Below are 14,689 nucleotides of genomic sequence, written 5' to 3'. Positions count from 1 at the left end.
TATTGTTGTCATAAGGATGTGAAATTTTACACCCGAATATCAGGGCGAATGTTTATTCGCCCCGACACAATATCGAAAACAAACCAACGTTTTTCAATTACAGATTGGCATAATTAGCTTTTTTGATTTATTTAAGTAATATGTCTTGCCTACATGTAAGGTATTGCATATCTTTTTTATAAATTTGCAATCTTGTTTTGGTAATAATATTTAATGAACAGAAGAAGGGATAAAAAGAAAAAACACGACTTTTGGAAGCGGATACACTTTAAGTATAAAGTGTCTATAATAAATGAAAATACGCTGTCCGAAACTTGGAAAATGCGCATTTCGTGGTTTTCGGGTGCTGTTGTGGTTGTGGCTTTTGCCCTCTTGCTGATTTCTTTAACGTCAATTATCATTATTTCTACACCAATCAGGAACTATTTGCCCGGTTATCTGGATTCTGAAATTAGGGAACAAGCCATAAGGTCGGCTATTCAGGTCGATTCGCTGGAAAGAAGTGGACAATATCAGGAGGCTTACCTCCAAAATATCCGTTTGGCTTTTGAGGGTAAAGTGCAGACCGACTCGATCAAGTACCTGCCCGATTCTATGTTGGTGGCTCCCGACGATAAATTACTGTTGCCGTCGGATGCGGAACGGGAATTTGTAGAGAATTACGAAGAAGAAGAAAAGTATAATATTCAATCGGCTGCAAATTCAGCCACCCCGATGGTTGAAGGAATGACTTTCTTCCGTCCGGTGAAAGGATTGGTGAAAAGACCGTTCGACATAGGCGCACGCCATTTCGGTATAGATATGATAACTGCTCCGAAAGAAAGCGTTGTGGCAACATTGGAGGGTACGGTTGTTTTTGCCGGATATGATGCCGACGGGTATGTTATACAAGTGCAACACAAAAACGGGTTTATATCCATTTACAAAAATAACGCCATGTTGTTGAAAGACTTGGGCGACCGCGTTAGCACAGGGGAAGCTCTTGCTATTGTGGGAAAAGAAGAAAAGGGACAAGGTAAGGCAAACTTACATTTCGAACTGTGGTATAAAGGAAGTCCTGTAAATCCCGAAAATTATATTTCGTTCTAATTATGGAAATGAAGAAACGGAGACTCGCAATATTAGGTTCAACCGGTTCCATCGGAACGCAGGCCTTGGATGTTGTGCGCGAGCACCCCGATAAGTTTGAGGTTTATGCCATCACTGCCAACAACAGTGTGGATTTGCTGATAAAACAGGCCAGGGAATTTCAGCCTGAGGTTGTAGTCATTGCAAACGAAGCAAAATATCAAGCCTTGAAAGACGCTCTTGCCGATATGCCTGTAAAAGTATGGACAGGTATGGAGTCCATCGTACAGGTTGTGCAGAGCGAACCGATAGACATCGTTTTAACGGCAATGGTAGGCTATTGCGGCTTGGCATCAACAATAAGTGCGATAAAAGCAAAAAAGACGATCGCATTGGCTAATAAGGAGACGCTTGTTGTTGCAGGTGAGCTTATTACCGAATTGGCGTTGGAATATAAAACACCCATACTGCCTGTCGATTCGGAACATTCGGCCATATTTCAGTGCTTGGTTGGCGAAAACAGTCCTGTTGAGAAAATTTTGCTTACGGCTTCGGGAGGACCTTTCCGAAATATGTCGAAAGAAGAGCTGTCGAAAGTGACTAAGCGTGAGGCTTTAAAACATCCTAACTGGGATATGGGTGCGAAGATCACCATTGACTCAGCGTCCTTGATGAACAAAGGCTTTGAGATGATAGAAGCCAAGTGGCTTTTCGGACTTTCGCCCGATCAGGTAGAAGTAGTGGTTCATCCTCAGTCAATTATACACTCGATGGTGCAATTTGAAGATTCTTCGGTTATTGCACAGATGGGTTTGCCCGATATGCGTCTGCCTATACAGTATGCGTTGGCATATCCATTCAGGTTGAAATCAAGTTTCGAGAGGTTAGATTTGTTCAAACTGGGTACAATGACTTTCGAAAAACCGGATATGGATAAGTTCCGAAATCTGGCTTTTGCTTTTGAAGCGGCACGGATAGGCGGAAATATGTCTTGCATATTGAATGCTGCAAACGAAATTGTAGTAGACGCTTTCCTGAGAGAAAAGACAGGCTTTCTGGAGATGAGCGATATTATAGAAAAAACAATGCAAAAAGCCTCGTTTGTTGGTAAACCAACTTATGAGGATTATGTCGAATCGAATGAGGAGGCTCGTAGAATAGCCTCCGAACTTATATAAATTTATATACTAACAAAAACGAATGGAAACTTTTTTTATAAAAGCGTTACAACTTATTCTGAGTTTATCAATCTTGGTCATTATTCACGAGTTCGGACATTTTTTGTTTGCCCGGCTGTTTAAAATCAAGGTTGAAAAATTCTATCTTTTCTTTGATGCCGGATTTCACCTATTCAAATATAAACCTAAAAACAGTGATACAGAATATGGTATCGGTTGGTTGCCGCTTGGCGGATACGTAAAGATATCGGGCATGATTGACGAGTCGATGGACAAAGAACAGATGGCTCAACCTCCTCAGCCGTATGAATTCCGTTCAAAACCTGCATGGCAGCGTCTTCTGGTGATGGTCGGCGGTGTTTTGTTCAATGTAATTCTTGCGGTTTTTATATATTCCATGATAACGTTTGCATGGGGTGACAACTACGTGGCTTTTAAAGACCTCAAACGGGGTATGTCTTTTAGTGATGTGGCTAAGGATGCTGGTTTTCAGGATGGAGATCGAATAATCAGTGCCGATGGTCAAGAGCTGAAAATGTATGATGATAGAACATTGTTCCTGAACACTTATATGCAGTTTGCCGAGGCACGTCAGATAGTGGTTGACCGTAATGGGGAGCAGATAACATTGACAATGGCAGAAGATTTTGCCGATAAGCTGATTGCATCCAAAAAGGTGGCTTTTCAGCCTATTGTGCCGGCTGTTATAGATAGTGTTGTGCCGAAAAGTAATGCCTTCATGTGCGGATTAATTAAGGGCGACAGTATAATTTCCATTAACGGAAAAGAGGTGAAATCTTTTTCGGAAATGACAACTTTGCTTAGTGAGAATAAATCGAACAGGGTCGATATGCGTTTCTATCGTGACGGAACAAGATATAAAACCAGTGCCCAGATAGATTCTTTAGGCAAATTAGGTTTTACCGTGCAGGTTGTTGATCCCGGAGCATTAAGGCATGATAAGTATGGCTTTTTTGCGTCTTTTCCGGCAGGTCTGACTTTGGCTAAAGAAACACTGCAAGGGTATATTGCTCAATTCCGTTTTGTCTTTACATCGGAAGGGGTGAAAAGCCTTGGAGGTTTTGGTGCTATTGGTAGTTTGTTTTCAGCGACTTGGGATTGGCAGGCATTCTGGTTTATGACAGCATTTCTGTCTATCATCCTAGCAGTGATGAATATTCTTCCTATCCCTGCGCTCGACGGAGGGCATGTTATGTTTTTGCTTTATGAGGTTATAACCCGCCGTAAACCAAACGAAAAGTTTATGGAATATGCACAATATGCGGGTATGATTCTATTGTTTGCATTGTTGATTTATGCAAATGGAAATGATGTATATAGATTCTTTATAAAATGATGAATAAAATGAAGATCACCGATTTGATAAGTAAATCGGATAAAACAGCCTTTTCGTTCGAAATACTTCCTCCTCTGAAAGGGAACAGTATAGAAAAGGTTTACAATATAATTGACAAACTGATCGAGTTTGACCCTCAATATATAAATATAACAACGCATCATAGCGAAAATGTTTATAGGGAACAACCGGACGGAACCATACAGAAAGTAAATGTGCGTAAGCGTCCCGGAACTGTGGCTATTGCTGCCGCCATACAGAATAAGTATAATGTAACGGCAATTCCTCACATGATTTGTAAGGGGTTCACCCGTGAAGAAACGGAATATGCTCTTATCGACCTCAATTTTCTGGGAATACATAACCTTTTGCTTTTGAGAGGGGATGCGAATAAATTGGATGCAGACCAACTGAAAGGTAACTTCAACAAGTATGCTACTGATCTGCAACGGCAGGTAAATCTGTTTAATGAAGGAATTGCTGCCGATGGATCTACATTTGAGCAGTTCGATACGCCTTTTTCTTATGGTATGGCTTGTTATCCCGAAAAGCACGAGGAAGCTCCCAATCTGGAATCGGACCTTCACTATATGAAGATGAAACAGGAGATGGGTGCGGAGTACTTTGTCACACAGATGTTTTTTGACAATGAGAAGTATTTTGCGTTTGTAGAAAGATGTCGTACCGAGGGTATAACCGTGCCTATTATACCGGGCATCAAACCTATTGTTTTGATGAACCAATTGAGTGTATTGCCCAAAATATTCCGTTCCGATATTCCTGAAGAACTGGCTATTGAATTGAGAAAATGCAAAACAGATGCCGAGGCAAAAGAAGTAGGTGTGGAATGGGGTATCAAACAATGTCGTGAATTGATCGGGCATGGAGTATCGAGCATTCACTTCTACTCGTTGATGGCAACGGATAGCGTAAGGCGTATTGCAAAAGAGGTGTATTAGATGAGGAGTGAAAAACTGAAAACGAAAAATAGTTGATGAAATTCGTTTTTCACTTTTTACTTATAATTTTAAATAAATGTTTTTCACAGATATCATAGGACAATCGGAAGTAAAGGAGAGGCTGTTGCGGACGGCCAACGAGGGTTTTGTGCCTCATGCACAACTCTTTTGCGGACCGGAGGGGGTAGGAAAACTTCCTTTGGCTATTGCCTATGCTCAATATCTCAATTGTCTCGATCCTCAGGAAAATGATAGCTGTGGAAAGTGCAGTTCGTGTGTCAAATACAAAAATCTGGCACATCCCGACTTGCACTTTGTATTTCCGATTATCAAAAAAGATAAGAAAGAAGTTTGCGACGATTATATCTCCGATTGGCGGACTATGGTTTCCGAAAATCCGTATTTCAGCCTGAGCCAGTGGTTGGCGCATATAGGGACAGATAATGCTCAAGGGCTTATTTATGCCAGAGAGAGTGAAGAGATAATCCGCAAATTGAGCCTGAAAATATATGAAGCAAAATATAAGGTTTTGTTGATATGGCTTCCTGAAAAGATGCATGAAGTTTGTGCAAATAAACTCTTGAAACTGATTGAAGAACCTACGGATAATACCCTTATATTGTTGGTTTCTAACAATCCTGATTATATCCTTACAACAATTCAGTCCAGATGCCAGCGTGTCAATATACATGGTTTGCCCGAAGACGTAATGATCAGTACATTGCAGTCGGAGTATAATGTTTCGCCACAGGATGCAGCATCGGTTGCGCATATTGCAAATGGCAGCTACCTGAAAGCAATGGAAACCATCAGTCTGGATGAAGAACATAAGTTTTTTTTCAACCTTTTTGTTCAGATGATGCGCTCGTCGTATGCGAGGAACATTAAGGATATAAAAAAGATAGCCAACGATATTGCTTCGGTTGGAAGAGAAAGACAAAAGAATTTTTTAGTATATTGCCAACGAATGATTCGTGAATATTTTGTCAGCAACCTGAAACATCCCGAAATGATTTATCTTAATCAGGATGAGGGTAATTTCGGCGTTCGGTTTGCCCCGTTCATCAATGAGAAGAATATTATAGACTTCTCTGACGAATTGGCTCTGGCCGAACGGCATATAGAACAAAATGTGAATGCGAAAATGGTATTTTTCGACTTATGCCTGAAAGTTACCATGTTGCTGAAAAGGTGATTTTACTATAATATAAACCCACAAAGCAGGAAAAGGGGCTTTGTTTGAAACCTAGATATAAAACTATGGATTTAGATAATACAAATCAAAATACAGAGCAGGAACCCAATAAAGAAGAGCAGGTTCTGGCGAAAAAAACAGAAGAATCAACCAAGTGTACTTGTGGAAAGAATCCGGGAGAAACATGCGGATGCAAGACGGGTAACGGATGTCAGACGGACAATAAGAAAAATTGTGATTCTTGTGCCAAAAATGGAAAGTGTATTTGTTTGAGTGGAACTCACAAACTGGAAGTCTTTGATTGGCTGTGCGATTTGCCGGAAGCGGGAATGAGTACTCAAATGGTTGAAGTACAGTTCAAAAACACCAGAAAGGGATATTACCTGAATAGCAATAATCTGGAGTTGTTTAAAGGAGATATAGTTGCCGTGGAAGCTAGTCCAGGGCATGATATAGGCGAAGTTACCCTTACGGGGAAACTGGTGTTGCTGCAAATGAAAAAAAGCAACTATCGGGCTCCTAACGGAGAGGTGAGGCGGGTCTACCGTATAGCCAAACCGATAGATATGGAAAAATACAATGCTGCTAAAGCATTGGAACATAAAACAATGCTTCGTGCGAGGGAATATGCCGAAGAACTTGGTTTGCAAATGAAAATCAGTGACGTTGAATATCAAGGAGATGGCAATAAAGCAATCTTTTACTATATAGCGGACGAACGTGTCGATTTTCGCCAATTGATCAAGGTTTATGCCGAGAAGTTCAGGGTAAAGATAGAAATGAAGCAGATTGGTGCTCGTCAGGAGGCTGGTCGTGTCGGCGGAATTGGTCCGTGTGGACGAGAATTGTGCTGTTCCAGTTCCATCTCCAGCTTTGTTTCGGTATCAACGTCGGCCGCCCGTTACCAAGATATATCCCTGAATCCGTTGAAACTGGCCGGACAATGTGGCAAGTTGAAATGCTGTCTCAACTACGAAGTCGATGTATATGTAGAAGCTCAACGTAAATTGCCATCGAAGGAAGTTGTTTTGGAAACGAAAGATAGTTCATACTTTCATTTCAAGACGGATATATTGTCGGGAATGATGACCTATTCAACGGATAAGCATTTCGCTGCCAATTTGGTGACTATTGACAAGGAACGGGTTTATGAAATTGTGCGTATGAATAAGAGGAACTATAAACCTTTGTCTTTGGTTCCGGATAATGAACAGGCGCAAGAAAAAAACAAACCGACAGACGTGTTGGCTCAGGAAAGTATTACTCGTTTCGATAATAAACCCAAAAAGAAAAAGAAAAAATTATCCAAGAATAATAATCAAGGCTCACGTCCGGCTGGTGAAAATAATGGAGAAATGCCGGCGCAAACCAATGAAGCAGGTCGTCAGGAAAATAATAAACCTCAACGTGAAAGACGTGACGAAAACAAAAATGCGGCTACAAATGCCAACCGCAACGATCAGAAGAAGAACTTTAAAAAACGTAATAATAAGCCTAATAGGAACAACAACGACAAAAACGGTGATAAAGGAAATCAGACAGGAGATGTTCAGGCATAAAGCAATATTATTAGCATTATTGGCAGGCTTCATTTTCTTTTCTTGCGGAGAAAGGGAGGCTTATTATCATTTTCACGAAATAAAAAATGCCCAGTGGAGCAAGAATGATACATTGACATTTGTTGTGGATTCGTCTTCCATTGAAGTGGGAGTTCCTTATTCGGTTACTATCGAGTTGGTTTACGATTCCAACTATCCCTATCGCAACTTGTGGCTGTATGTTCAGAACAATCTGGGAAATAGCGATGTGAGAAAAAACGATGCACTACAATATATGCTGTGCGACGAATATGGGAAATGGTACGGATCGGGGTTTGGTAGTTTATTTCAACTTCCGTTAGGCTATATGGATTCTGTGATTTTCAAAGAAAAACGTAATTATACATTTTCAGTAGTGCAAGGAATGCGTGACGAGCCTCTTGTAGGTATTGATAAATTGGGTATTCGTATTGACAAGCTTAGAAAATAGGCTTTTTCTAAATTCGAAACTGCACAAGAAAAAAGACTTTCCATTGTGTCTTTTTTTGAAAATGTTAAATTTATATATGTTTAATCTAAAAGGTCTGCAAAACATTCGTTACATTTGTTTGTCTAACAAACGAATTTCTTTTGTGAAAAAATCTCTATAAATTGCAAAAAGTAATGAAACAAACCTTAACATTCTTATTTTCAGTTGCTATTTTATTTTCATCTTGTGGCAAACTATCAACAGAAAAGACCTTGAATGGGAGGTGGCATGCCGAGTTCATAATAAATGAAAAGCAAATTCCATTTGTATTCGATATTCACCATCTGGATACGGATTCGGCTACGGCTTATCTTATAAATGGGGCGGAAAGGGTAGAGCTCAAAGGTATTTCAAAATTGGGAGATACATTGACAATTCCTATCGAGGCCTATGATGCCATGTTGGTGGCTACCATAGACGGGTTGAAAATGAAGGGGCGGTTTATAAAGAATTTTCTGGATAATGATTCCGGGATATTTTTTGAAGCAACCAGAAGTGACTCGGTTCCACGTTTTGCCCCGATATCTTCTCCTGTGAACATATCTCCGGCAGGGAAATGGGATGTTCTGTTTATTGACGAAAAAGGAGATACAACCAGAAATGTGGGCATATTCGCTCTCGAAAATAACATACTCACAGGTTCAATACTTACCAAAACAGGCGATTTGAGGTTTCTGGAAGGTGCAATGACCTCCGAAGGCTTTCAACTTTCGGCATTTGCAGGATTAAGTCCGTATTTGATTGAAACCAAGTTTGAAGATAAAGATAATTTTAAAGGTAAGTTTTATACTACCCGAGGCAAGACTCAGCTTGTCGGGAAACGGAATGATGAGGCGAACCCTATCGACCCATATAGTTTGACAGCTCTGAAAAAAGGATATAAGAGCATTGATTTTACCTTCCCCAATATTGATGGTGATATGGTTTCCCTCAAAGATTCGAAGTATAGGGGCAAGGTTGTTATACTGTCTATTTTGGGTAGTTGGTGTCCCAATTGTTTAGACGAAATGGACTATCTGTCTCCTTGGTATGACGAAAATAAGGACAGGGGTGTCGAGGTGTTGGGTATTGCTTTTGAGCGAAAAGACGATACGGAATATGCGAAAAAGGTTCTGAGTAGATTGCGTGACAGGTACAATGTAAAGTATGAGATATTATTTGCAGGAAAGGTTGGAACCGAATCGACCGAAAAGGCTCTGCCTGCATTGACAAAGGTGATGAGTTATCCGACAACCATTTTCATAGATAAGAAAGGGATTGTCCGTAAAATCCATACAGGATTTAACGGTCCGGCAACAGGATTGTTTTTTGATGATTTAAAAACGAAGTTTAATGCTTTGGTAGATAACCTATTGGCCGAAGAATAAACAAGCGATTTTCTACTACAGATTCTCATTAATTATTTGATATCCGTCAAATATGATAAAAACCACATTAGAATTGTTAGAGCAATTTTTATTCCAATAGTTTAAAAAAAGCAAAAAAAATAGACAAACTGAACAATTTAGGTCTGAAAATCATTATAAGCATAGTTCTAATCAATTACTAATTAATAAAAAAACAAAATGAGAAAATCTGTTTTATATTCTGTATTTGCAATGCTTATGGGGGTTGTTCTTTTCTCTTGTACGCCTAATGATAAAAAATTGCAAAAACAAATCGACTCTGTAATATCCATATCGGAAGGTGCTGTGAACGCCACAGTTAAAGATGGGGTTGTTACACTCACTGGTTCTGTAAATTCGGAAGAAGCCAGATCGGCAACAGAAGCTACCGTAAAAGCAATGAAAGATGTGAAATCGGTAATAAACCAAATCAGCGTGGATAAACCTCAGCCTGTGGTTGAAGTAAATCCAGACAGCACATTGAGTAGTACCGTAACAGCAGCTCTTTCTGCCGCCGGATATAAAGATGTGGTGGTTACCGTTAAGGATGGGGAAGTTACGCTTACAGGTAATGCAAAAAAGACCGACCTTCAGAAAATTATGCAGATAGCCAACGAGGCTAAACCAAAGAAAGTAAACAATCAATTAACACTGAAATAAATGAGTTTGAAAGATAAATATGCAAAATTGATACAATACGCACAATCGTCAGGCGTGCAAAATCTGGCTGTAACAGAGCAAGATAATGTATTGTATGTTTCGGGAGCTGCAGCAGCTTCGGTTAAAGATCAGATTTGGAAAATATACGACGAAATTGATCCCGACATGCGTGCCGGTGACTTGGTTCTGAAAATTGACGTTGTTGCCGGAGGTGAAGAAACCTACGAAGTGAAAGCCGGAGATAACCTGAGTAAAATAGCGGCTAAATATCCGGGAATGACCTGGCAGAAAATATTTGAGGCAAACAAAGATCAGCTTAAAAATCCGGATATGATTCATCCGGGTCAGAAACTGAGAATACCTCTATAATTCAAAAACAGTGCATTACTTTATTTGTCTATGCACTGTTTTTTTCTAAGACTAATACTATATTCCTAAGAAAATAACTTCTATAACATTTCTATAAGCAAGGGTATTAATTATCGTTAGAGGAGCTCCAACCAAGACCTGAATACCAAAGGACATAACATCTCCTGCGTTTAAAGAAACCACAGTGGAGTAATGTGTATTGAAATGATAATTAGGTTCAACATAACTATAGGTTTCATCTCTCACAATTTGAGTACCATTATTGTTTATTATAAAATAAAAAGACTTCATTCCTGCATTGGATGTTGGTGGCACATGCAAAAAAGAATGATAAAAAACCTGATACTTTCCTGTATTTAAAGCCGTGTAATTTCCTATTCCGGGAAAAGCATAAACAACACCAGATTCAAGAGTTACATTACTGGCCGTAGAAACTCTAAATTCTTGATATAAAGAATTTTGATTACCAACATTTACTTGCCATGTAGCATTTCCCGAGGCATCAGAGGTTAAGACTTTTCCAATATTTTCCGTTCCATCTTGCAAGCGAAGTCCTCTGCCTACCGCCGAACTGCGGATATCTACTTTTGTTGTCGGAGCATTTGTTCCTACCCCAATTCTCCCTTGATTGTCTACCACCACATCATCCGATATGTTGGTGTTTCCGTTAGTATCACTCTTTCCATCAATGTGAAATATGCCCTGAGGATTTTCTGTGTTCACTCCCACCTGAGCCATTACTGTTAATGAAAACATAATGGTTGTCAAAAATAAAATTTTCTTCTTCATAAGGTTGTTGTTTGCATTAATTGTTATCTGTTTTATTTGTGTTTTAACATATCTGTCACTTGTAGAGTGACGGAAAAACCAAATAACTATTTGTATTTATTTAATTATTAAGCAATTAGACAAACGCAGAAATATAGAAATATGCTTTTAGTTTAACACGCGTAAAACATTTTGATAAAACGAGATGAAACATAGACGATAATCTGTTGATAATCTGAATTTTGAGCAATATAAAAAATAACACTTAAATGTTTTTTGGCAAAACATTCGTTTAACAAACTAATATACAACACTTAAACAACAGTAATAATGAAATCGGAAAATGATATCCCAATAGAATTTTTGCAACTGGATGGAGGTCAATCTTGGAGCCTTGAGCCGGGAGAAAACAAAATAATTCTGGTGATGGAAGGTAAATTACAAATCAGCTCTTCATCCTACACCGAAATTAGCATAACAGCCTCGAATATGGCATTTTACCCCTTTCAGGAACGAGTAGTATTGAAAGCTGTAAAGAAATCGGAAGTAGTATCAATTCGCTTCACGAATGAATCTGTGCTTTGTAGTATACTTTCTTCTGCCACTACCGATTCTACAATGAAGCTGCATGAAGACAATATCCGATCAATACCAATTAAAAATGTAATATACAACTACATAGACTTGGTGAAAAAATATATAGATAGGGATATTTGCGACAGCTACCTGTCTGATTTGAAGCTAAAAGAATTTGGCTATATCCTCAAACATTTCTATTCGGAAGAGCAGTTGCTAGGTTTCTTCCAACTGCTTCCCGGTAACGATTTACGCTTTTCGGAAGAAGTGTGCAGCCTTAGCCTGAGTGTGCGTTCTGTTCGCCAACTGGCTGAAAGAATGAATTATAGCTATTCGGGGTTTAACAAACGTTTCAGAAGGGTTTTCAACACATCGGCATACAGCTGGATGAGAAGCCAGAGAGCCAAACAAGTGTATCAGGACATTTGTCAGACAAGTAAAAGCCTGAAAGAGATTAGCACAAATCATAAATTTGCCACCTTGTCTCATTTCAACGAATTTTGTCACAAAAATCTGGGAAATTCTCCTTCCGAAATCAGAAGAAAAAATAGGGTAAAACAATATACATAAAAAAAGATATCCGTCACTCTACAAGTGACAGAGACCCTCATCGTCTCATTATCAGCATACAAAGATATAAAAAGTTTCTTAAGTTTGATATTTTCCCGTCATTTAATTATCAATATTATCCGGTTAAACTGCTTTTGGGGAAGAAAGAAAAATAGCAACCGAAGCTGCGGCAAAAGACAAGTTAATCCGTCCAACTTGTCTTTTTATTTTTATTGACACTCGATTATTTATTTATCTGCGAATAAACTCTTATTTTTGTGTATACGAAAAAGCAGGATATATTTTGACAACACCAACTATTGATACTACGAATAAAGAGTTCCGCAATGCTCTGGATATTATAACGCGTACCCGCCAATCTGTGTTTCTTACAGGAAAAGCCGGGACAGGTAAATCTACCTTTTTGAAATATCTTTGCGAAACCACCAAGAAAAAATATGTTGTGCTGGCTCCAACAGGCATCGCTGCCATTAACGCAAATGGCTCTACTATACATTCTTTTTTCAAGATGCCTTTCCGTCCTATGTTGCCCGACGACGCTGACCTCAGCCTCGTAAACGGACGAATATTCGAATTTTTTAAATACAAGAAAGAGCATAGAAAGATTATACAACAAGTAGAGCTCATCATTATTGACGAAATATCAATGGTGAGAGCCGATATGGTAGACTGCATAGACCGCATACTTCGTGTATATTCGGGCAATATGCGCACACCATTCGGGGGCAAGCAGATTGTTTTCGTAGGAGACGTCTTTCAGCTCGAACCGGTAGTTACCAACGATTCGAAAGAGATAATAGACCGTTTTTATAGTTCTCCGTTCTTTTTTTCGGCAAATGTATTTAAAGAGACAAATCTGCTCCCAATCGAATTTACAAAAATATACAGGCAGACAGATCAGGAGTTTATATCGGTATTAGACAGGATACGAACAAGCAATGCCGACGCCTCCGACTTGAAAAAACTAAATATCCGTTACCAGCCTACATTCAACCCATCTTCCGAGGAAATGTACATCACATTAGCCACTCGCAGAGACAATGTAGATTCTATTAACGAGAAAAAAATGGATGAACTGGAAACCTCTCCTTTCATTAGCTACGGAGAGATTGACGGAGAATTTCCGGATAGCAGTTTACCCACTGCCAAAGATCTGGTGCTGAAAGAACAAGCGCAGGTGATGTTTATCCGAAACGATATTCAATGGCCTCGCCGATGGGTGAACGGAAGTCTCGGAATTGTCTCACACATTGACGATATGGACAATGTGCATGTGATGATGGAAGACGGCAGGGAGGTTAAAGTTGATTTGGAAACATGGCGAAATTACCGCTACCGATACAACGAAAAAGAAAAACGGATAGAAGAAGAAATAGTCGGTACGTTTACCCAGCTTCCACTAAAGGCAGCATGGGCTATAACGATACACAAGAGCCAAGGGTTAACTTTCAATAAAGTAATTGTAGATTTTTCGGGAGGAACTTTTTCGGGAGGGCAAGCATATGTCGCTCTTAGCCGCTGTACCACTCTTGACGGAATTGTTCTGAGAAAGATAATAAACAGGTCGGATGTCTTTGTTAGACCTGAGGTGATAGAATTCAGCCGTCAGTTCAACAACCAACAACTCATAAACAGGGCGTTGAAAGAATCTGACGCAGATTCATTATATTCAGAAGCAAACAGGTTGTACGACAATGGCGAATTTGACGATTTTCTGGAAGTATTCTTTAAAGCTATCCACGCTCGGTACGATATTGAAAAAGCTCTGAGTAAACGATTTATCCGAAAGAAACTCAATATCATAAACAAACTGAAAGAGGAAAACAAGACTTTGAAAGATAAAATGCACGAACAAACAAATGCCCTGAAAAAATATGCCCGTGAGTATTATTTGCTGGGAAATGAGTGCATTACTTCTTATAAAGATCATCGTGCTGCCCTTGCAAATTTTGATAAGGCACTGGAGCTTGACCCCTCGTTTGTTGACGCATGGGTGCGCAAAGGTGTAACTTTATATGACCGCAAAGACTATTACGAAGCTGATATCTGTTTCAATACAGCAATACGGCTAAGCCCCTGCTCGTTTAAGTCTCTATATAACAGGGGCAAGAACCGCATTGCGATGAAAGAATACGATTTGGCAATAACAGACCTTGACAAGGCCAGTAGCATAAAACCCGAACACGCCGCCTGTCATGACTATCTGGCTGAAGCATACACACATTTAGGAGAGACTGAAATGGCAAAAAAACACAACCTCATTGCACGAGAGTTGCGTGGCGAGGATATTAACGATGTGTGAAGTTTGAGCATTTTTTTGAAATTGGGAATGTAGGAGCAAATCGTATTTGCCCGGCATAAACGCATAACGGAGGTGTCCCAAAAGTAAGATTACACTATCAAAGTGTTACTCATCTTTATCATTCTGAGTATAACGAAGAATATCGATTCTCAAAAAACAGATCTTTCACTCTGTTCAGGATGACAAAAAGATACCAAAATTTACTTTTGGGATACCTCCCTATTTTCGGGCAGAC

At 39.4% G+C, this 14,689-nt stretch carries 13 protein-coding genes; 12 read left to right on the top strand and 1 reads right to left on the bottom strand.

Translation table 11 applies throughout. From position 1 onward, the window contains the following. Positions 1–213 precede the first annotated feature (213 nt). From D0T56_RS07255 to D0T56_RS16855, 10 genes are all read left to right on the top strand, one after another. On the top strand, positions 214–1,089 hold the full coding sequence (locus tag D0T56_RS07255; RefSeq protein WP_163319480.1) for a murein hydrolase activator EnvC: 876 nt from the start codon (positions 214–216) through the stop codon (positions 1,087–1,089). 8 nt (positions 1,090–1,097) lie between these two features. After that, positions 1,098–2,246 (top strand): 1-deoxy-D-xylulose-5-phosphate reductoisomerase, encoded by a 1,149-nt coding sequence (locus tag D0T56_RS07250; RefSeq protein ID WP_163319479.1) that lies wholly within the window; start codon positions 1,098–1,100, stop codon positions 2,244–2,246. A gap of 22 nt (positions 2,247–2,268) precedes the next feature. Continuing rightward, on the top strand, positions 2,269–3,603 hold the full coding sequence (rseP, locus tag D0T56_RS07245; protein ID WP_163319478.1) for an RIP metalloprotease RseP: 1,335 nt from the start codon (positions 2,269–2,271) through the stop codon (positions 3,601–3,603). An 8-nt stretch (positions 3,604–3,611) separates the two neighbouring features. Continuing rightward, positions 3,612–4,562, top strand: a complete 951-nt coding sequence (locus D0T56_RS07240) for a methylenetetrahydrofolate reductase (protein WP_163319545.1) — start codon at positions 3,612–3,614, stop codon at positions 4,560–4,562. 76 nt (positions 4,563–4,638) lie between these two features. Next, positions 4,639–5,757 (top strand): DNA polymerase III subunit, encoded by a 1,119-nt coding sequence (locus tag D0T56_RS07235; protein ID WP_163319477.1) that lies wholly within the window; start codon positions 4,639–4,641, stop codon positions 5,755–5,757. Between the two features lie 65 nt (positions 5,758–5,822). Beyond that, the gene (locus tag D0T56_RS07230) at positions 5,823–7,316 is read left to right on the top strand and encodes a regulatory iron-sulfur-containing complex subunit RicT (RefSeq protein WP_163319476.1); all 1,494 of its coding nucleotides are present in this window, start codon (positions 5,823–5,825) and stop codon (positions 7,314–7,316) included. Continuing rightward, entirely contained in the window at positions 7,279–7,785 is a 507-nt protein-coding gene (locus D0T56_RS07225) for a gliding motility lipoprotein GldH (protein WP_163319475.1), read from the top strand. The genes D0T56_RS07230 and D0T56_RS07225 overlap by 38 nt, the downstream gene beginning before the upstream one ends. Positions 7,786–7,958: 173 nt before the next feature. Continuing rightward, positions 7,959–9,191, top strand: a complete 1,233-nt coding sequence (locus D0T56_RS07220) for a peroxiredoxin (protein ID WP_163319474.1) — start codon at positions 7,959–7,961, stop codon at positions 9,189–9,191. 198 nt (positions 9,192–9,389) lie between these two features. Next, positions 9,390–9,869 (top strand): BON domain-containing protein, encoded by a 480-nt coding sequence (locus D0T56_RS07215; protein ID WP_163319473.1) that lies wholly within the window; start codon positions 9,390–9,392, stop codon positions 9,867–9,869. Next, positions 9,870–10,238 carry a LysM peptidoglycan-binding domain-containing protein gene (locus D0T56_RS16855; protein WP_163319472.1) on the top strand — a complete coding sequence of 123 codons (369 nt, stop codon included), beginning with the start codon at positions 9,870–9,872 and terminating at the stop codon, positions 10,236–10,238. A gap of 57 nt (positions 10,239–10,295) precedes the next feature. Here the strand turns inward: D0T56_RS16855 and D0T56_RS07205 are convergent, their stop codons facing one another. Further along, positions 10,296–11,027 (bottom strand): hypothetical protein, encoded by a 732-nt coding sequence (locus D0T56_RS07205; protein WP_163319471.1) that lies wholly within the window; start codon positions 11,025–11,027, stop codon positions 10,296–10,298. Positions 11,028–11,336: 309 nt separating this feature from the next. On the opposite strand from D0T56_RS07205, the gene D0T56_RS07200 reads away from it, so the two are divergent. Further along, on the top strand, positions 11,337–12,152 hold the full coding sequence (locus D0T56_RS07200) for an AraC family transcriptional regulator (RefSeq protein ID WP_163319470.1): 816 nt from the start codon (positions 11,337–11,339) through the stop codon (positions 12,150–12,152). 283 nt (positions 12,153–12,435) lie between these two features. Then, positions 12,436–14,454, top strand: coding sequence for an AAA family ATPase (locus D0T56_RS07195; protein ID WP_163319469.1), 2,019 nt, complete (start codon positions 12,436–12,438; stop codon positions 14,452–14,454). Positions 14,455–14,689: the final 235 nt, after the last annotated feature.

Source organism: Dysgonomonas sp. 520 (assembly GCF_010501095.1).
Classification (GTDB): domain Bacteria; phylum Bacteroidota; class Bacteroidia; order Bacteroidales; family Dysgonomonadaceae; genus QVMP01.
This window is presented reverse-complemented; position numbering and strand designations above follow the sequence as displayed.